The 19,908-nt window shown below is 39.3% G+C and carries 15 protein-coding genes; 8 read left to right on the forward strand and 7 right to left on the reverse strand.

Translation table 11 applies throughout. The features are described 5' to 3' along the window. Positions 1-79: 79 nt before the first annotated feature. Positions 80-1,258 (forward strand): pyridoxal phosphate-dependent aminotransferase, encoded by a 1,179-nt coding sequence (locus tag L0M85_RS04940; protein ID WP_238656591.1) that lies wholly within the window; start codon positions 80-82, stop codon positions 1,256-1,258. 472 nt (positions 1,259-1,730) lie between these two features. On the opposite strand, the gene L0M85_RS04945 is transcribed toward L0M85_RS04940, so the two are convergent. From L0M85_RS04945 to L0M85_RS04955, 3 genes are read right to left on the reverse strand one after another with little or no spacing between them, the layout of a single operon-like run. Next, positions 1,731-2,870, reverse strand: coding sequence for a site-specific integrase (locus tag L0M85_RS04945; protein WP_017771662.1), 1,140 nt, complete (start codon positions 2,868-2,870; stop codon positions 1,731-1,733). After that, the gene (locus L0M85_RS04950; protein WP_017771663.1) at positions 2,857-3,060 is read right to left on the reverse strand and encodes a DUF3173 domain-containing protein; all 204 of its coding nucleotides are present in this window, start codon (positions 3,058-3,060) and stop codon (positions 2,857-2,859) included. Before L0M85_RS04950 ends, L0M85_RS04945 begins: the two co-directional genes overlap by 14 nt. Beyond that, positions 3,057-4,049 (reverse strand): replication initiation protein, encoded by a 993-nt coding sequence (locus L0M85_RS04955; RefSeq protein ID WP_017771664.1) that lies wholly within the window; start codon positions 4,047-4,049, stop codon positions 3,057-3,059. Before L0M85_RS04955 ends, L0M85_RS04950 begins: the two co-directional genes overlap by 4 nt. 517 nt (positions 4,050-4,566) lie before the next feature. Between L0M85_RS04955 and L0M85_RS04960 the strand changes: the two genes are divergently transcribed. Together L0M85_RS04960 and lsa(C) are read left to right on the forward strand one after the other, a co-directional pair. Then, positions 4,567-4,860 (forward strand): helix-turn-helix transcriptional regulator, encoded by a 294-nt coding sequence (locus L0M85_RS04960; RefSeq protein ID WP_017771665.1) that lies wholly within the window; start codon positions 4,567-4,569, stop codon positions 4,858-4,860. Between the two features lie 284 nt (positions 4,861-5,144). Next, complete coding sequence (gene lsa(C) / locus L0M85_RS04965) at positions 5,145-6,623, forward strand: ABC-F type ribosomal protection protein Lsa(C) (RefSeq protein ID WP_238656592.1); 1,479 nt, start codon at positions 5,145-5,147, stop codon at positions 6,621-6,623. A 170-nt stretch (positions 6,624-6,793) separates the two neighbouring features. Here the strand turns inward: lsa(C) and L0M85_RS04970 are convergent, their stop codons facing one another. After that, the gene (locus tag L0M85_RS04970) at positions 6,794-7,612 is read right to left on the reverse strand and encodes a cell surface protein (protein ID WP_238656593.1); all 819 of its coding nucleotides are present in this window, start codon (positions 7,610-7,612) and stop codon (positions 6,794-6,796) included. Between the two features lie 322 nt (positions 7,613-7,934). Between L0M85_RS04970 and asnS the strand changes: the two genes are divergently transcribed. The 4 genes from asnS (at position 7,935) to L0M85_RS04990 (ending at position 14,341) form a co-directional block, all read left to right on the forward strand. Continuing rightward, positions 7,935-9,281, forward strand: coding sequence for an asparagine--tRNA ligase (gene asnS, locus L0M85_RS04975; RefSeq protein WP_192831858.1), 1,347 nt, complete (start codon positions 7,935-7,937; stop codon positions 9,279-9,281). Between the two features lie 274 nt (positions 9,282-9,555). Beyond that, positions 9,556-10,755 (forward strand): MFS transporter, encoded by a 1,200-nt coding sequence (locus L0M85_RS04980; RefSeq protein ID WP_238656594.1) that lies wholly within the window; start codon positions 9,556-9,558, stop codon positions 10,753-10,755. 116 nt (positions 10,756-10,871) lie between these two features. Further along, a complete protein-coding gene (locus tag L0M85_RS04985; protein ID WP_140814060.1) occupies positions 10,872-12,608 on the forward strand; it encodes an ABC transporter ATP-binding protein in 1,737 nt (578 codons plus the stop codon). Continuing rightward, the gene (locus L0M85_RS04990) at positions 12,605-14,341 is read left to right on the forward strand and encodes an ABC transporter ATP-binding protein (protein ID WP_238656595.1); all 1,737 of its coding nucleotides are present in this window, start codon (positions 12,605-12,607) and stop codon (positions 14,339-14,341) included. Before L0M85_RS04985 ends, L0M85_RS04990 begins: the two co-directional genes overlap by 4 nt. A gap of 38 nt (positions 14,342-14,379) precedes the next feature. On the opposite strand, the gene L0M85_RS04995 is transcribed toward L0M85_RS04990, so the two are convergent. The 3 genes from L0M85_RS04995 to L0M85_RS05005 form a co-directional block, all read right to left on the reverse strand. Next, a complete protein-coding gene (locus L0M85_RS04995) occupies positions 14,380-15,534 on the reverse strand; it encodes an MFS transporter (RefSeq protein ID WP_048690601.1) in 1,155 nt (384 codons plus the stop codon). Between the two features lie 152 nt (positions 15,535-15,686). Then, positions 15,687-16,427 (reverse strand): amino acid ABC transporter ATP-binding protein, encoded by a 741-nt coding sequence (locus L0M85_RS05000; protein WP_238656596.1) that lies wholly within the window; start codon positions 16,425-16,427, stop codon positions 15,687-15,689. After that, a complete protein-coding gene (locus tag L0M85_RS05005) occupies positions 16,427-18,631 on the reverse strand; it encodes an ABC transporter substrate-binding protein/permease (RefSeq protein ID WP_236128185.1) in 2,205 nt (734 codons plus the stop codon). The genes L0M85_RS05000 and L0M85_RS05005 overlap by 1 nt, the downstream gene beginning before the upstream one ends. Before the next feature lie 262 nt (positions 18,632-18,893). Here L0M85_RS05005 and L0M85_RS05010 point away from each other — a divergent pair, with 262 nt between their 5' ends. Further along, the gene (locus tag L0M85_RS05010) at positions 18,894-19,841 is read left to right on the forward strand and encodes a type II CAAX endopeptidase family protein (protein WP_236128184.1); all 948 of its coding nucleotides are present in this window, start codon (positions 18,894-18,896) and stop codon (positions 19,839-19,841) included. The last annotated feature ends 67 nt before the right edge of the window (positions 19,842-19,908 follow it).

The following is a 19,908-nucleotide window of genomic DNA, read 5'->3' on the forward strand; positions in this document are numbered from 1 at the left end:
TATTGTAGCCAGCTTCTGGTAGAATCTTAGTCTAAATTGGTTCGTCTGTAACTGGTCCCAGATAGAAAGTAGGTAAGGTATGAAAATTTCTGATCGTGTATTAAAGATGGAAGAAAGTGTCACCCTGGCAAGTGATGCCAAAGCAAAAAAACTAAAGGCAGAAGGAAAAGATATCCTCTTTCTAACCTTGGGCCAGCCTGATTTTCACACTCCTGAGAATATTCAAGATGCTGCAGTTCAAGCTATTCGGGATGGGCGGGCTTCCTTTTATACGGTTGCTTCTGGCATGCCAGCATTAAAGGCTGCCGTCAATACCTATTTCGAACGCTACTATGGATACACTGTATCACCAAATCAAGTCACCTTTGCGACTGGAGCGAAGTTTTCGCTCTATACCTTCTTTATGGCTGTGCTCAATCCAGGTGATGAGGTCATCATTCCAACACCATACTGGGTCAGCTATGGGGACCAAGTCCTGATGGCAGAAGGAGTTCCTGTATATGTCAAAGGGCACCAAGCCAATGATTTTAAGGTATCCGTTGAGCGATTGGAAGAAGCTCGTACAGAAAAGACCAAGGTCTTGGTCTTAAACTCTCCTTCTAATCCGACGGGGATGATTTATAGCAAGGACGAACTCCTAGCCATTGGAAATTGGGCGGTTGAACATGACATTATTATCCTAGCGGATGATATCTATGGTCGCCTGGTTTATAACGGCAATGAGTTTGTTCCGATTTCAAGCTTATCGGAAGCCATCCGCAAACAAACGGTTGTCATTAACGGTGTTTCAAAAGCCTATGCTATGACAGGTTGGCGGGTTGGTTATGCGGTTGGTGATCCCGAAATCATCGCAGCTATGAGTAAACTGACTGGTCAAACAACTTCCAACCTGACGGCCGTATCGCAGTATGCTACGATTGAAGCCTTGACAGGTCCACAAGACTCGGTAGAGGTGATGCGTCAAGCCTTTGAGGAGCGTTTGAACACCATCTATCCTCTTTTGAGCGAAGTTCTAGGTTTTGATGTCATTAAGCCACAGGGAGCTTTCTATCTCTTCCCAAATGTCAAAAAAGCCATGGAGATGAAAGGTTATACGGATGTGACAGAGTTTGCAACTGCCATTCTGGAAGAAGTGGGAGTTGCCCTCATTACAGGTGCTGGATTTGGAGCCCCAGAAAATGTGCGTCTTAGTTATGCTACTGACCTGGAAACGTTGAAAGAAGCTGTTCGCCGCTTGCATCAATTTATGGAAAATTAAAAATTAAGAGGCTGGGACAAAAGTCCTAGCCTTTCAATTGTCTTTGGATTTTCGAGCAAGACGCAGTGGTTGAGTGGGCTCTACTACGCTGATTTCATCAGCTTTTACAGCCTTACTCAACTGTGCGGAGGTGGGACGACGAAATTGAATTCTAACGAATTATCGATTTCTGTCCCACTCTCTTTTCTTTAGAATTATAAGTAATCGCCAGAAAGGATCCTATTCGCCTTTTTCACAGGGACACGGGTCTTAGCTCCGTTATTTCCTTTGGGAAGGCGGAGTTTTTGACTAGGTTTTTCTGGCAGCTGTGGAGTCACAGGTTTTTCAACTACTGGACTGGTCACTTCTTTATAGAAATAGGTTACTGTAACCAGGTTAGAAATAGTGGGAAAAATTCAAAAAAAGCCCTTTAAAATAAGGCTTTTTAGATACTTTTCTATTTTTTGGTAGCTCTTTTGGTAGCTAAGTAGACTTAATCAATAAAATCATTTGATATGAGATTGAGTTTATCAGTTAGTTCGGTATCTGCGTTGGGGTATAAATGACTATAAATGCTAAGTGTTGTTTTGACATCAGAATGGCCTAATCGTCTTTGGATATATAGGGCATTTACATTATATTCATTAATAAGCAAAGATGCGTGGGAGTGTCTCAAACCTTTTGGTTGAATGTATTTAACACCAGCACGTTTAGAGTATTTTAAAATTTGGTCTCTAATACTACGTTTACGATATGGAACTCCGTCGGGCGACAGAATGAATGGTATTTTATCGACTTTTTCTTGTCTTTCTTTCCACTCCTTAAGAACCTTTAAAGTATTATCATCGAGTCCAATAGTACGCCGAGAGCTTTCAGTTTTTAGCTTGTTACGGCGCTCCCAGTTTTCACGATTTATATACTGTAAGTTGTGATTGATTGCTAGTGTTTTCTTTTCAAAGTCCACATCTTCCCAATAAAGAGCAGTCGCCTCATTTACACGCATTCCCGTAAAATAATAAAGCCAAAGGAGTGTATAAATAAAATGCTCAAAATAACTCTCTTTATCAAGGGATTGTATTACTTTTTGAAATTCATCTTTTGTCCAAAAGTCGATATGTTTTTTTGTTATTGGAATAGGACTGATATTACTTGTAGGTATTTCATGGAAAATTAACCCATACTTTTTTGCGGTTTTCAAAACTTGATTAAGTAATGCCATTTTGTTTCTTGCGTATGAATTTGAATATTTTTCTAATAAACTATTTCTATAATTTATTACATCATAAGTTGTAATTTCTCTAGGTTTTTTCTTACCAAAATATTGAATAAATTCATCAAATATAATTTGACGTCTTCGTTCGAGGTCTGGACTTGTAGTAGCATAATAGTTTGGTATAAATACTTCGTCCATAAATTGTTTAAACGTCCACTGAGTGTGCTTAATTCCACCTTTTTGATGCACTTTATTTAAAGCCCTTGTTCGTGCCTCAAAGGCTTCTTTTGCGGTTTCAAAACCACGTCTGCGTTCTTGATATGGTTTACCAGTAGCTAGGTCAACTCCAGCTTTAAAATAATAAGTATATTTCCCAGTTTTATCGTCTCTAGTAACACCAGTATATCTAGTTTTTGACATGTAGTTCCTCCAATCCAAGAATTTCTGATACAACTGATACGGGAACGGTTCCGAGCCCTTTATTGTTATAGAAATCGAAACCACGTTCAACCATAATGTGTTTTGCTTGTCGTAAAATATTATAAGCAGTCCATTTTGAGAACCCTAAGTCCATAATATCTTGTACTGTCATAGTGAGTTTATCGTTCATAAAATATCTTCTCCTTTACTAGTAAGTTCAATGAATTCGCCTATTAATTGTTTTAATTCATTGTTTAATCGTGGTGTTTGTTTTTTAAGTGCATCTTGAAGCTCTAAAGAAAATGAGTTACTATCAAATGCTTTTAGGTGTTTTCTAAGCCTAGTTTTTTTGACTCTTATAGTGTTAGGTTTTAGATAGGGAAATAATTCGGGTAAAAGAGCTGGTGCATGGAGAAAGATATAAGCAAATGCCTTGCTATCATCTGGAACACTTGAAAGACTAAAAAAACTAAAATTCTCTAATCGTTTAGAAATCTCTGAAATGGTTTCTGCGTTTATAGCCTTTGTTCTAAGTTGAAACTCCAACCGCCACCAAAAAGGTTTACTCTCGATATTCAATTTATCGGCTCTTTTATGACTTAATACCTCTATGTTCTTATCGTATAAACGTACTTGAACATTACTACCACTAGCACCCCAGTATTTACTTTCTATGTTTCCTCCTCTACCATAGAATATTTTATGACTAACTCCACCTTTGATATGTTGTAAAAAGACTATTTCTGGTCTGTTAAAGATATCAAAAGCAAGGTCTAAACGTGATAGTCTAACATCTAATCCATTTAATCGAGCATAATTCATAATCTGTCTCCATACTTGAAGACCTCCAAATTCTTTAAGCGAGTTTGGGTTAAAGTCTAAACGTATGACTTGATAACCACCATAGGTTGATAATTGGAAGAAAATTAGATTAATACTATCCTCATTTATCATTTTATAAAGTGTAAAATAATCTTCTCTTAGATTTGCTTGAATGCTAAATTCTTGAATAATAGAATCGATAGAATTTCTTAATTCCCAAAATATACGTCTTAGTGAACAGTTTTCTCTATCAAGGATTACTGTTAGTCGGTCAATACTGATATAAATAGATTTTTCTAGTTCTGATAAATCTACTCGACTTTGATATTCTCGTAGTGCTTGAAGGTTATTTTTCATCTGTAACGCCTCCTTTCTATAATTGCTAAATGCGTAGGTCAATGTTACTATTGAGTTTTGCTGACGACACGTTACTTAGGACGTTGCCTTAAGTGTATCTGTTTGCTGGCTGTTAGAAACGCCAGCTTTTTCTTAGAGATTGAGAGAACTGCGTGCTTCGGGCGCATTGCCTTCGGCTTGCGCCCTTGCTCTTGTCTCACAATCTCCAAACTAGGCGAATGGTAGAAGTAAGTATTGCCAATTTCTCTGACATTTACTGTATAGAAGCCATAATATCCTTAGACTAGCCATATTTCGCTTCTTATGGACTTTTTATTACAATTTTGGTATAATCAAATTGGTTTTAAACGAAAGCCTCAGAATGCTTTGCAGAGCTTTCTGGGGTGTTTTTTCATATTCATAAGCGGACTGGTATTACCTACAATGTATATCTTTTAGTTATATAACCAAAATGGTATATAACTATGATACAACCATTTTGGTTATAGGTCAATAGAAAAGCGAAAGGAATTTTAAAATGTTGAAAGATAATATAAAAAAAGCCCGTCTTAAAGTGGGACTTACTCAATCAGAAGTTGCTGAAAAGTTAGGTGTAGCTCAAGCCCAATATGCTAGGTGGGAAAATGGAGGGAGAAATCCGAAAGATGAAACAGTAGAAAAATTAGCTGAAATCTTTGGTACGTCTTTTGAGATTTTAAAAGGACGTGATGACGGACTAGAAGAAATTGTTAGTTTATTGAGAGAATATGAATTGACAGAAGCAGATAAAAACAAAATTATTAAAACTTTAAAGGATTTATTACATAAATAAATCAAAATAATGTGGTAGTTGGAGAGCACAAAGTGAATAATATCCGGGAGCAAAAAAAGCAAGCTAAAGGATTTATTAAACGCTGGGAAAACCGTGGCAATGAAAGACAAGACAGTCAGTCATTTTGGCTTGATTTGCTCCAATCTGTTTATTGAATTGATAAATGAGAAGATTAAAGCGTTGTAGGAAAATAGATATTTTATGAGGAGGCGAGGCAACTTGAAAGAATATATTGTAAGTTTGGAAAAAGAAATACTCAAATCTGAATTTGAGGGGGTGTTTTTATGTCAACAATTAAAATTGAAAACCTAACTTTTTCATATTATGGCTATGTCAAACCTGTATTTGAAAATGTATCATTTTCATTTGATACGAACTGGAAAACAGGGCTGATAGGAAGAAATGGAATTGGAAAATCAACACTATTTAAGCTACTGCTAAACCAAGAAGTTTATACGGGGAAAATCAGCAAAAGTGTTGACTTTATTAAATTCCCACCCAATTTAAGTGATACTTCAAAATTAGGGATTGAGTTATATAGAGAACTAATATCAGATGAGGAAGAATGGAAATTATTTAGAGAACTTCATTTGCTAAAGGTAGATGAGAGTCTTATTTACAGAAAGTTTGAAACGCTTTCTAAAGGAGAACAAACAAAAATCCTTTTAGCTATTTTGTTTACAAGAGAAGATGGTTTTTTACTTATAGATGAACCAACAAACCATTTAGATATGGACGGAAGAAAAATTGTCAGTGAATATCTGAAAAATAAAAAAGGTTTTTTGCTTATATCACATGATAGAGATTTTTTAGATGGTTGTATCAATCATATTATTTCTATTAACAGGAATTCTATTGATGTCCAATCAGGAAATTTTACATCGTGGTATGAAAATAAATTGATGAAAGACCAATTTGAGATTAGTCAAAATGAGAAATTAAGAAAAGATATTAAACGATTAAAAGAAGCTGCAAGACAAAGTCAAATTTGGTCTGATAAAGTTGAAAATACTAAAAACGGCGTGAAAGTATCAGGTGTAAAACCAGACAAGGGGCATATAGGTCATCAGTCAGCTAAGATGATGAAAAAATCTAAGAATTTGGAGAATAGACAAAATAAGGCAATAGAAGAAAAACAGAATTTACTAAAAGATATTGAAACAAAGGAAAGTCTATTATTGCATCCGTTACATCACCACAAAAATCCTCTAATATCAGTTTGCGATTTATCATCATATTATGGAAAAAAGCAGATATTAAGTAATATAAGTTTTGATATAAAGCAAGGTGATATAGTGGCTATATATGGGGGTAATGGTAGCGGAAAATCAACCTTGATTAAAATTTTATTAGGTCTAAATCACGAGTATTCAGGTGATGTAAAATTAGCAAGTAATTTAAAAATATCATATGTTCCTCAAGATACATCCAATTTAACAGGTAGCCTAAACGAGTATATTCATAAGCAAGGTGTTGATGAAACATTGTGCAAAACAATTCTTAGAAAATTAGATTTTGCAAGAGAATTATTTGAAATAGATATGAAGAACTATAGCGATGGACAAAAAAAGAAAGTTTTAATTGCTGTAAGTTTGTCAAAGTCAGCTCATATATTTATTTGGGACGAACCACTGAATTATTTAGATGTAATATCAAGAATACAGATTGAGGAAATTATAAAAGAAGCAAATCCTACACTCATATTTGTGGAACACGATAAGAGGTTTGTAGAAGATATAGCGAATAAAATAATACGATTATAAACTAAATAATATCTTTTAGTTTGTCGAGGTAAACCTTTTTAACAATAACCTTATGCTATTGTTAAAAAGATTGAAACTCAGTAATAATGTATATTACTAAAAATCATATTAAAAATAATTCAAATTTATTGGTAGCCTTTTGGTAGCTAAACAGACAAAAGTTAATATCTTCATAAAAAAATACAGTTAGAGAATGTTGATTTATCAGCATTCTTTTTTATTTCAAATAGTTTCTCGGAATTAGAAATGTGGAGTTTATGGGAGGTCAGTTCTCCTTTGTCAGCTGATTGGAAGGTATAAGTTTTTCCATTAGCTTGGATCTGAGCATGTGCTGTTGGTAGACCAGCTTCGTAAGCCAAATCAAGGCTCCGCTCGACGCTGTTTTCTTGGGAAGGCGCAATTTCTTGTCCCTTTTCATCCACAAAACGAGCTCGTTTAATAACGTCAGGATTCAAATCGATATCGTCATAGAGATGAATGACTTCAATGACCGGTGCTGTAGCAGAACCTTTTTCTGGAGCGCTATTGTATGCAAAGCCATCTTTGATACCAAGATCAGAATATCGCACACGGTACCATGTTTTTCCGTTTTCGTCTGTAACCGTTGCTGGTCCATTTCCAGAGACATCATATTCGGTAAAAGCATGGGCTTCAACTGTCTTGTAGACGACATCTGTTGAAGAAGCAACTGGAGAAAAGTCTGGTTTCAAAGTCCGACGACGATGGATAACACGAATTTCAGAGATTCGTGGATCTACTGGAGTTTTAGCAGAAGCTGGGGTTGCTTCCTCAACGGTTGGGGTAGTTGTTTCTTCGTTAGGAAGTGGGGCTAGTGTTTCGTTGGTAACTACAGTAGCTCCACTCTCTGAAATGACTGAAACAGGAGTAAGCGTATCTTGTCGCTCAGAGATAGGAGCAGTGATTAGTGCAGTCTGCTCATCCGCAAAAGTGGTTGTTGCGAGACTGAGGGCTAAAACAGCTGCACACAATCCCGTAGTGAGTTAAATTTTCTTTTTCATACTTTCCTCTTTATACATACTGATAGTATAACTTGCAAGCTTTTTACTTGTCAAAAACAGCTGCTATAAAGGGATGAAATTGCAGGGGTTTCCTTTGAATAATCAAAATATAGGATAGAATATTTAAATCGGTTCAAGAATTTGAGAAAGTTGAATTACTTTTTTTAAAATGTCTGTTTTCGTCAAAAAAAGCCGAATTTTTAGATTGTGAGAGATAGCTATCGGCTCTTATTTGTGGTAAAATGAAAGGTGATCATGTCTTCGGACAAGTACAATGAGAAAAGGAAGATGTATTATGAAAAAACGGATTACCATCATCGAAGTAAAAGATTACGTTGGTCAAGAAGTGACCATCGGGGCTTGGGTGTCGAATAAATCAGGAAAAGGGAAAATTGCTTTCTTGCAATTGCGTGACGGAACTGCCTTTTTCCAAGGGGTTGCTTTTAAACCAAACTTTATCGAAAAATTCGGTGAAGAAGTGGGTCTTGAAAAATTTGATACCATCAAACGCTTGAGCCAAGAAACATCTGTCTTTGTGACAGGGATTGTCAAAGAAGACGAGCGCTCTAAATTTGGTTATGAATTGGATATTACAGACATCGAAGTCATTGGTGAATCGCAAGACTACCCAATTACTCCAAAAGAACACGGAACAGATTTCTTGATGGATAACCGCCACTTGTGGTTGCGTTCACGCAAACAAGTAGCGGTGATGCAAATCCGTAACGCTATTATCTATGCAACTTATGAGTTCTTTGACAAGAATGGCTTCATGAAGTTTGATAGCCCAATTCTTTCAGGAAATGCGGCAGAAGATTCTACAGAACTTTTCGAAACAGATTACTTTGGGACACCAGCTTACTTGAGTCAATCAGGACAGCTTTACCTTGAAGCTGGAGCTATGGCCCTTGGTCGTGTCTTTGACTTTGGTCCAGTATTCCGTGCGGAGAAATCAAAAACTCGCCGTCACTTGACTGAGTTCTGGATGATGGATGCGGAATACTCATACTTGACACATGATGAGTCACTTGACTTGCAAGAAGCTTATGTTAAAGCTTTGCTTCAAGGTGTTCTAGATCGTGCTCCTCAAGCCTTGGAAACTTTGGAACGTGATACTGAGCTTTTGAAACGCTACATTGCAGAGCCGTTCAAACGCATTACTTATGATGAAGCGATTGATCTCTTGCAAGAGCATGAAAACGATGAAGATGCGGACTACGAACATCTCGAGCATGGAGATGACTTCGGTTCTCCACACGAAACTTGGATTTCAAACCACTTTGGTGTACCAACCTTCGTGATCAACTATCCAGCAGACATCAAGGCCTTCTACATGAAACCAGTTCCTGGTAACCCAGATCGCGTGCTTTGTGCAGACTTGCTTGCGCCAGAAGGTTATGGAGAAATCATCGGTGGTTCCATGCGTGAGGAAGACTACGATGCCCTTGTCGCTAAGATGGAATCACTTGGTATGGATCGTACAGAATATGAATTCTATCTTGACCTTCGTAAATACGGTACAGTCCCACACGGTGGATTTGGTATTGGTATCGAGCGTATGGTGACTTTTGCAGCAGGTACAAAACACATCCGTGAAGCCATTCCATTCCCACGTATGTTGCACCGTATCAAACCTTAATAACTATAAGAGAGTGGGACAGAAATCGGTAATTCGTTAGAATTCGATTTCGTCGTCCCACCTCCGCACAGTTGAGTAGGGCTGTAAAAGCTGATGAAATCAGCGTAGTAGAGCCCACTCAACCACTGCGTCTTGCTCGACAATTCAAAGATAATTGAGAGGCTAGGACTTTTGTCCCAGCCTCTACTTTAAATGAAAGAGGTGGAGAAAATGTAGGCAACTCTAAGTAAGTCTTTTAGAAACACAAAAAATATCTATTGAAAGAGAGAAAACAATGTTTAAAAGAACTTACAAACGCAATATTCCACTCCTAGCAGGTCTGGAATTTACATCTTATTTTGGAATTACTAGTTTTTGGATTTTATTTTTTATCCAAAATGGTCTTTCCTTGCTTCAAATCGGTCTATTAGAGAGTATCTTTCATGGGACAAGTCTCTTATGTGAAATCCCATCTGGTATGTTGGCCGATCGATTTAGCTACAAGACCAATCTCAATTTGGCTCGCTTGGCCAGTATTGTGTCCTCTATCTTGATTTTGTTTGGTCAGGGGAATTTTTGGATTTATGCGATTGCTATGATGGTCAATGCTTGGTCCTACAATTTTGACTCAGGGACCAGTACCGCTTTCTTATATGATTCTGCTGTTGAAGCTGATCAAAAGGACCGATATCTTCAGATTTCTAGCTTTTTATCTGGTGTGGCAGAAGTCACCCGAACCTTAGGTACAGTTGTGGCAGGCTTCTTTATTCACGGAGCATTGGCCTGGACCTATCTGATTGCTATTGGACTATCCTTGCTATCCATTCTCTTGATTTTTCTAATGAAAGAGCCAGAGAGTAAGAGCGGTGAAAGAAATCACTTGACCATAAAGCGTATATTGGAGGTAGTGAAACAAGAGTGGCAGGAAAAACCAGTCTTGTTTTACTGGATGTTCACCTATCAGCTGGTAGGAACCATCATGTGTATGTTTTATTTTTACTACCAACAGAAAATCAGTGACCTAGCTAGTTGGCAAGTATCGCTCATCATGTTGATTGGAAGTGGATTTAATCTTCTAGCAGTTTATCTAGCTAGTCAAATCGGGAAAAAATGGAACAGTAATCAAGTCTTTCCAATCCTGGTTGCACTGACAGGTTTGGCCTTGCTGTTGGTAGGGTGGAGGACTCCATTCGCCTATCTGAGTGTCTATCTCTTGACCAATGCCCTTTATGCAGTGTATCAACCCATTTACTACAATGATTTACAAGCTTATTTGCCTTCTAGTGTACGAGCAACCATGCTTAGTATCAATTCGATGATGTTTAGTTTGTCTATGATTGTGATCTTCCCACTGACTGGTTGGTTGATTGACACTTGTGGATTTGTAGCTGTTTTCCTTGTACTAGGCCTTGTGATCCTCCTATCTTTCCCTCTCTTACTGATTGGATTAGGGAAAATGGGCAATCTATTAAATAAGGGGACAAAGATGGAATAATATTCCTGACGTACATTGGGTCGTTTTTCAACTCTCTCTGCTTTGCAGGGAGAGTTTTTCTCTCTTTCTAAATTGTGGTAAAATAAGTACATCCATTAGAAAGAGAAACTAGTAGTATGAAAGACTTATTGAAATACTTCAGGAATTATAAAAAAGAATCCATACTGGGACCGTTTTTCAAGTTGTTAGAAGCAACTTTTGAATTACTGGTTCCACTTTTAATTGCCCATCTGGTCGATCAGCTCATCCCCCGTCAGGATCAAGGGGGGATATTTGGACTGGTTGGTCTCTTATTTGTTTTTGCTGGTTTTGGGGTTCTTGTAGCGATAACGGCCCAATATTATTCGTCAAAAGCAGCGGTTGGCTATACCAAGGAATTGACTAATGACCTATATGAGAAGATTCTCAGCTTGTCTAAGGAGCAAAGAGACCGTTTAACCACCTCAAGTCTCGTGACGCGCTTAACCAGTGATACCTATCAGATTCAAACGGGGATTAATTTATTTTTACGTCTATTTCTCCGTGCGCCGATTGTCGTTTTCGGATCGATTTTTATGGCCTTCACCATTAGTCCGCAACTGACCTTATGGTTTATTGGTATGGTTGCCCTCTTGACCTTAATCATTGTCCTTATGTCTCGTCTGGTCAATCCTCTTTATGCGCGCATAAGGAAAATTACGGACCGAATGGTTACCATTACGCGTCAGCAGTTACAAGGGATGAGGGTTATCCGCGCCTTTGGGCAGGCATCTCACGAAGAAGCAGAGTTTAATGAGGTTAACCAAGACTATACGAAGTGGCAATTAGTGGTCTCTAAATGGTCTAGTTTAATCAGTCCCTTAACTTTTCTCGTCGTGAATGGAACCTTGATTTGTATTCTTTGGCAAGGGCAAGCCTCTATTCAAATGGGGACCCTCAGTCAAGGAATGTTGGTTGCTTTGGTCAATTACCTGCTTCAAATTTTGACGGAATTGCTGAAGTTAGCCATGTTGGTGACATCGCTCAACCAAAGCTATATTGCTGCTGGTCGGATAGTCCAGGTCTTTGAAGAAAAAAGTGAAGAGCTGGATCAAGAGTTGGATGATGTATCTGTTTCTGACCCTCAACTGGCCCTCCAGATCCAAGACCTTGTCTTTACCTATCCTTTAGCTGCAAAACCATCCTTAGAAGGGATTCACTTATCCCTGAACAAGGGCCAAACTTTGGGAATCATAGGAGGGACAGGTGCTGGTAAATCTACTTTGGTTCAATTGTTAGGTCATCTGTATGAAGCAAGTAAAGGAAGTCTAACTATTTTTAAAGATGGAGAAAATCCAAAGACTCTTCGTCAATGGCGTGACTGGGTAGCAGTAGTTCCACAAAAGGCTGAGCTCTTTAAAGGGAGTATTCGTTCAAACCTAACATTAGGATTAAATGAGGAACAGAACGAAGAGCAGTTGTGGTGGGCCTTGGGAGTTGCGCAAGCAGCTGATTTCGTCCGTGAGAAAGAGGGAGGACTAGAGGCTCCCGTAGAAGCTTTTGGACGGAATTTTTCTGGTGGTCAACGGCAACGTTTAACCATCGCTCGGGCTGTCCTTCGCCAAGCACCATTTTTGGTCTTGGATGATTCTACATCTGCCTTGGACTATTTGACAGAAGCAAGACTATTACAGGCTCTAAAAGAGGAGTTGACGGAAACAAGCCTCATCCTCATCTCGCAGCGGACCAATAGTCTACGAAGTGCTGAGCAAATTCTCATCTTAGATAAAGGTCGTCAAGTCGGCCTAGGAAGTCATGAAGACTTGGTGGCAACCAATCCTTTATACCAAGAGATTCATTTCTCCCAACAGAAGAGAGAGGAGGGGGCAGAATGAAACAGAAGACTTATTTACGGCGCTTGCTTGCTGATATAGCCAAACAGCCCATTTGGCTAATCTTAGCCAGTCTGGGAACCATCTTACAAGTCTTGTTGACCGTCTATATCCCTATCCTAATCGGGCGGGCAATAGACTTAGTGGTCCTCCCTGATGCAGCTCACCTCATACTCCCACTTATCCTGCAAATGGGTCTAGTGATCCTCTTTGCAACCTTGATTCAATGGTTGAATCCTTTAATTTACAATCAGATGATCTATCGATACAGTGAGGACTTAAGGGAGAAGGTCATCCAGAAAGTACATGTCCTTCCTTTATCTTTCCTGGATCGTCAAGGTACTGGGGATTTGGTCAGTCGCTTGACCACGGACGTTGAACAACTGAACAATGGTTTATTCATGGTCTTCAGTCAGTTCTTTGTTGGTCTTCTTACAATCTTAGTGACCATCGCTAGTATGGCCCGATTGGATTGGATGATGATGGGGATGGTTTTGATCCTGACTCCTTTATCACTCTTTATCGCTCGTTTTATTGCCAAGCGTTCCTACCATCTCTTTCGGATGCAGACCCAAGCTCGTGGGGCTCAGACGCAGATGATTGAAGAATCTCTCAGTCAAGAAAGCTTGCTCCAAGCTTTTAATGCGCAGGGTCAGTTTAAAGACAAGTTTATTGAGATCAATGGCGACTATGCTGGTTATTCTCAAGAGGCGATTTTTTATTCCTCTACCGTTAATCCTGCGACGCGCTTTGTCAATGCCCTGATTTATGCGTTGGTGACAGGATTTGGAGCCTTCCGAATCCTATCTGGAACGGGCTTTACTGTTGGCCAGTTGGTGACCTTCCTCAACTATGTCAATCAGTATACCAAACCCTTCAATGACATCTCATCTGTCCTTGCTGAGTTGCAAAGTGCCTTGGCTTGTGCGGAACGTCTCTACAGTGTCTTGGATCAAGAGGAAGTGAAAGAAAGTGGCAAGAGAGACTTGCAAGAAGAGACTGTCAAAGGAGCTGTCCAATTTGATCATGTCAGCTTTGGTTATCGCCCTGATCAGACCCTCATAAAGGACCTCTCCATTTCCATCCCGCCAGCTAGTAAGGTAGCTATTGTTGGTCCAACTGGGGCTGGGAAATCTACACTAATTAACCTTCTCATGCGATTCTATGATGTGGATCAGGGGCAGTTGAGCTTAGATCATGAAGCTGTAGATAGCTATAGTCTAGAAAGCTACCGCAAGCAGTTTGGAATGGTTCTACAAGAGACTTGGCTCAAAGTTGGAACGGTTCATGAGAATATCGCATTTGGTCGACCAGATGCTAGTCGGGAAGAAGTGGTTCAAGCAGCAAAAGCTGCCAATGCTGATTTCTTCATTCAACAGCTTCCAGATGGCTATGATACCTATCTAGCGGATGCGGGAGACTCCCTCTCTCAAGGACAAAGACAGCTTCTGACCATTGCTCGGGTCTTTCTTGCAGTACCTAAGATTCTGATCCTAGATGAGGCGACCTCTTCCATTGACACGCGGACAGAGTTGCTCATTCAGGAGGCCTTTCATAAGTTGATGATGGGTCGAACGAGCTTTGTGATTGCCCATCGTCTATCTACAATTGAAAATGCGGATCTCATCCTAGTTATGGTAGATGGAAATATTGTCGAATACGGGAATCATACGGAGTTGATGGCTCAAAAAGGCATATATTACAAAATGCAAACTGCCCAACTTTCTAGTAATTAAGACAGAAAAAGACTGGATCTTTGTCCAGTCTTTTGTATTTAATCCTGCTGATCTTTTAAAAGATAGAGAAGAGAGAAGGCCAGGAGAGCCATAGCAATACCTAATACTGTAAAAATAAAAGCATTGCTTTCGGAGATGAATCCGATGGTACTAAGAGCAAAAGGTGTAATGGCTGCTCCAAAGCTACAACCTAAAACGGCAACAGAAGTAACTTGATTCAAGCGTTTAGCAGGGATCTTCTCTGAAATAATCTGAAAAACCATTGTGAGGGATGTACTATAGGTATAACCTGAGAAGAGAGCAGAAATTCCAAGTAAAGGAATGCTAGGAGAAAGAGCTATCGCAATTAATGAAAGGCCGAAAGCAATACCCGCAAATGTAATGAGCTTATTCTTAAAGGTATGGACAAGTCCAGAGAATGTGAGACCTGCGAGGATACCAATTAGTTGCATACCGCTTAGGATGAGACTAGCTGAGTTGTATGATTCTTTGAAAGTATAAGCAACAATACTTGGTATGCGAAGAGTAACACCGACATTACATAAGACAATCATTGCGGCTACAAGAGCTAAGATAATGGTTAATTTCCACTCTTCTTTTTTTAGCGGCTCTTTATGGTTAGCAGAAGCATGATGTTCTTCTTCGTGTTTTTCATAAGGAACGAAGGTTAAGAAAAGGAAGAGAACAATTAAACCAGCTCCATAAGCTAAGAAACTTGCAGTCCAACCAAATTGTAATAGAAAACCAACTAATAAGGTGACTAAGGCAGTTCCGACTACTTCAGCAGAACCACGAAATCCAAGTGTTTGGATTCTTTCGCGACCATGGTAGCGTTCGCTAATGATGGAGATTGCCTTTGCATTGATCAATCCGACTCCCATCCCAAAAATTAAACGTGAGAGAAAAAGAATCGGATAAGCTTGGTTGATGAAGGGAATCATTCCAAAAAAGGAAAGAATCAAGAGACCGGTAACAATCATCTTTCTTTCATCTAAAAACTTCTCGATAAGAGTATTTAAAAATAAGGTGACCATGATACCAGCAGATGGAAGAGATACCAAGAGTTCAATCTGGCCTTTAGGTAAATCCTTATAATAATTAAACATGGAAGGAAGTGCGCTTGAGATAGAGAAAGAAGTTGTTAGTACCAGAGATAAAGAAAGGATACTAACTTTTTCTAATAATTTTTTCATATTTACCTACATTCTTTTATTACGTCTTTTGACACTCTACTATGGTATAGTTTTTTGATTCATTTAGCAAGTTATTTAGATGAAATTTCTTAATATTTTTCATATTTGGAAGAAGAAAAAAACTGGAGGTTTAACTCCAGTTTTTATTTCTATTAAACGTTTAAGACTTTATCCAAGAATTCTTTCAATCGTGGGTGTTGTGGGGTGTCGAAGATTTGGTCTGGTTTGCCGTCTTCGAGGAATTCCCCATCAGCGGTAAAGATGACACGATTGGCTACTTGACGAGCAAATCCCATCTCGTGGGTAACGATAATCATGGTCATGCCTTGTTTAGCCAAGTCCTTCATAACGTTCAGTACGTCCCCTACCATTTCAGGGTCAAGGGCAGAAGTCGGTTCGTCAAAGAGCATGACATCTGGCTTCATTGCCAAACCACGCGCAATGGCCACCCGCTGTTTCTGACCACCTGACAAGCTATCAGGAGAGACATCAGCTTTGTCAGCCAGTCCAACCTTTTCCAAGAGTTCCATTGCTAATTCCTTAGCTTCTTCCCGACTCATACGTTTGTGCTCTAAAGGAGCAAACATGATGTTTTCGATAACACTCATATGAGGGAAAAGGTTGAAGTGCTGGAAGACCATCCCGACATTTTCACGAACGATATCAATGTTTGTTTTTGGATCAGTAAGATCATAGCCGTTCACGGTAATCTGTCCCTTGGTTACTTCTTCGAGAAGATTGAGACTGCGTAGGAAGGTTGATTTACCTGAACCAGATGGTCCGATGATACAAACCACATCTCCTTCGTAGAATTTTGTTGAGATGCCTTTTAGGACCTCATTTTCACCGTAATATTTGTGGAGGTCATGGACATCAATTTTTAATTTAGCCATTAGTTAGCCCTCTTTTCTAATTGTTTTGCAAAGCGTGTCAATAAGGTAATGATGACGAGGTAAAAGACCGCAAGGATTGCATACATCTTGAAACTTTGGTAGTTTCGAGCGATGATAATCTTACCAGTTTGGAAGAGCTCGACCAAACCGATCGCAGACACGATAGTCGTATCTTTCAGTGCAATAACGAATTGGTTGACGAAGTTTGGAAGCATCAGTTTAGTCGCTTGAGGCAATATGATCTTGCGCATGGTCTTGCTATAAGAAATCCCGAGGCTTCGACTAGCTTCCATCTGTCCGGCAGGGACTGCTTGAATCCCTCCTCGAACAATCTCAGCAATATAAGCAGCAGCATTGAGGGAGAGAGCGATGGTACCTGCAAGGAAGTCATTGATTGGTGATTGATGACCTGTCATGGACTCGATCAAATTAGGAATTCCCCAGAAGATGAAGGCAGCAAGGATCATCAGTGGGATACCACGGATGACATCGACGAAGATCTCAGCTGTCCAACGAAGCCATTTATAAGGACTGACACTGAACATTCCAAAGATGATCCCAATCACCATAGCGATCGCAAATGATAGAAGTGCTAGTGCAATAGTGACACCAAGTCCACTTAACAATTGTTTGTAGTTGTTTTGGAGCAAGCCCCAGATAGTCGTTTCATCTACTGCAGTAGATTCTGTGGATTCTTCGCTATCGCTTGAAAGGTACTTATCCAAGATCTTTTGGTATTCGCCACTTTCTTTTAAGTTGGCCAAACCGTTGTTAAACATTTCAATCAATTCAGGGTTTGAATCCTTTTGAACTGCAAAGGCAGTCTGACCACTTGGAGTTCCTTCGATAGGTGTTTTGAATTTACGTCCTTGTTTAATGGCGTATTTGATCACAGGTTCGTCATCCATGATAGCAGCTACAGAACCAGAGTTTAAGCTGTCATACATAGAAGCCCCATCTGAGAAGGTTTTGATTTTATAGCCATACTTGCTCTTGTTTTCCTCGAGGAAAGTTTGAGAAGCAGTACCATTTTTGACACCAACTGTTTTTCCTTTTAGATCTTCGTAGGAAGAAATCTTACTACTTTCTTGAACTGCTAGGATCGAATTCGTTGTGTAGTATGGGTCAGAGAAGTCAAAAGTTGCCTTACGAGCATCTGTTACAGTCATGCCTGCAATCATTCCGTCCGCATTTCCATTCTGAACATCACTGACGGCGGCATCAAAACCAGGGTTGCTAATTTCTAGAGTAAAGCCTTGGTCTTTGGCAATGGCCTTAATTAATTCCATATCAATCCCAGTGTATTTGCTTTGATCATTTTGGAAGACGAAGGGAGCAAAAGAGGAATCACTAGAAATTTTGTATTTTTTCTTCTTAGGAGTCGCCTTTTGGCCAGCTTTTGTGCTCGTTTCAGGAACAGCAGAAGTGCTGGCGGTAGTCGTTGTTGAAGATGATGATTGGCTGCTACCAGTCCATTTTTCAATAATTTGGTCTAGTGTACCATCTTTCTTCATTTGAGCAAGGGCAGTATTGAATTGTTTAATAAGGTTTTCATGGGACCCATCTTTTTTGACTCCAAAAGCAAAGCTTCCAACAGCTTCTCCTTCCATATTAATAGAAAGATCTTGGCCTTGCTTAATGGCATATTCGATAACAGGTTGGTCGTCCATAATGGCATCCACTGCACCGGTTGATAAACTATTGTTCATCAAATCACTGGTATCGAATGTCTTGATTGTATAACCGTACTGATCTTTGTTCTTCTGAAGGAAGCGTTGAGCAGCTGTTCCGTTTTTGACTCCGACCGTTTTTCCTTTGAGCTGGTCATAGGAAGTGATTTTGTTAGCTTTCTTAGTCGCAATCACGACTTTTGTATCATAGTAGGTATCAGACATCGCAAAGACTTGCTCACGTTCCTTGGTCTTGGTCATCCCTGCCATAATGGCATCGGCTTGACCAGCTTGAACTGCATTGACCGCTGCATCAAAGCCTGGGAACGATTTTTCTAAGGTCCATCCGTTAATTTCAGCGACCTTATCCAAGATTTCAACATCAATTCCTTTATAAACTTGGTCTGAGTCTTTGAATTCGAAGGGCGCATATGCCGTATCGAAAACGACTTTTACAGTTTCAGCCTGTGCTTGACTCGCAAAGGCGAATAGTGGAAATAAGAAAAGCAAACATGCTACTAGTTTTTTCTTCATTTCGTTCTCCTTTATATCAAATCCAGTTGTCTCGAGAAGAGCAATGGAAGGGATACCCAAAAGGGCTCAAAAAAATAAAGAATTCATACTGAAAACAAGTATGAATTTCATCATTTATTAGTTACGAGGATTATCATACCATAAATGAAACCTAAAATCAAGAATTTTAACCAATCCATGTTATGTTTTCTGACATCATTAAATATTGCAGTCTCTGATTTTCTTTGCTACAATGAAACTATAAGATAAAAGGAGGAAGATAATGAAGAAAGGTAACATTTTTCAAGATATAAAAACTGACACCTCATGGTCAGTACTTGTTTCTACACTATTCTATGTGTTCTTAACTTTCCTATTTGTTGAAGGTGGGCTTTGGCTTGGGAGTGAGTTTGTAGGACCATTTTCTCTAGTCATAGAGTTTTTAACGGAGCTCTTTTCACCAGGAAATGGAGGCGCAAGTGTTCAAGAGTTCTTCTACCATTATTTTCTCTATTATGAGCTTTTCAGTTTTGTATTCATTCTCATCCTCTTTATTTTTTGGGTGAAGTTCATTGAGAAGAATCCCTTATCGACGTTAGGTTTTGTAAAAAGGAATTGGCTTAAGTATCTATGTTGGGGGATCTTGCTTTCCCTTCTTCAAATGGGAGTCATTGCACTTGTCTACCAGGTAGGTGGAATCGGGACTTTTGAGCTAAATGAATTAAGTTTAGAACCCATCCTCTTTATTCTCGGTTTATTTCCATTTTGGCTCCTTCAAGGAGGGACTGAAGAAGTAGCGACGCGGGGTTGGCTCCTCACTCGGATTGCAGCAAGAGCTAATCTACCATTAGCGATCGCAGTTTCTAGTAGTCTCTTTGGCTTTCTTCATCTGGGAAATTCAGGAGTGACCTTCTTATCCGTCCTGAATATTGTCCTTGATGGGGTGCTAGCTGGTCTGCTCCTTGTCTACACCGATAGTATCTGGCTAGTGGTCGCTCAACACGGTACTTGGAACTATGTACAAGGAAATCTCCTTGGTTTTCAAGTCAGTGGGACGGGCGCAGATGCGTCTATCTTTAGCTTTACCATGGGATCAGGACCTGACTGGCTAACTGGAGGAGCATTTGGTGCAGAAGGATCGATCATCACCACTTTGGTTCTTCTATTATCCGTCGTGATTGTTTACCGCTTAGGTGAAAGAAGAGAAAAAGTTGTTAATGAACAAGTGTGAAATGGCTGATAGGAAATAAAAATAAAAACGAAGACTGGCAAAAGTGCCGGTCTTTTTTATCAATTAT

Source organism: Streptococcus sp. DFI.7.26, assembly GCF_022240605.1.
Taxonomy (GTDB): domain Bacteria; phylum Bacillota; class Bacilli; order Lactobacillales; family Streptococcaceae; genus Streptococcus; species Streptococcus xiaochunlingii.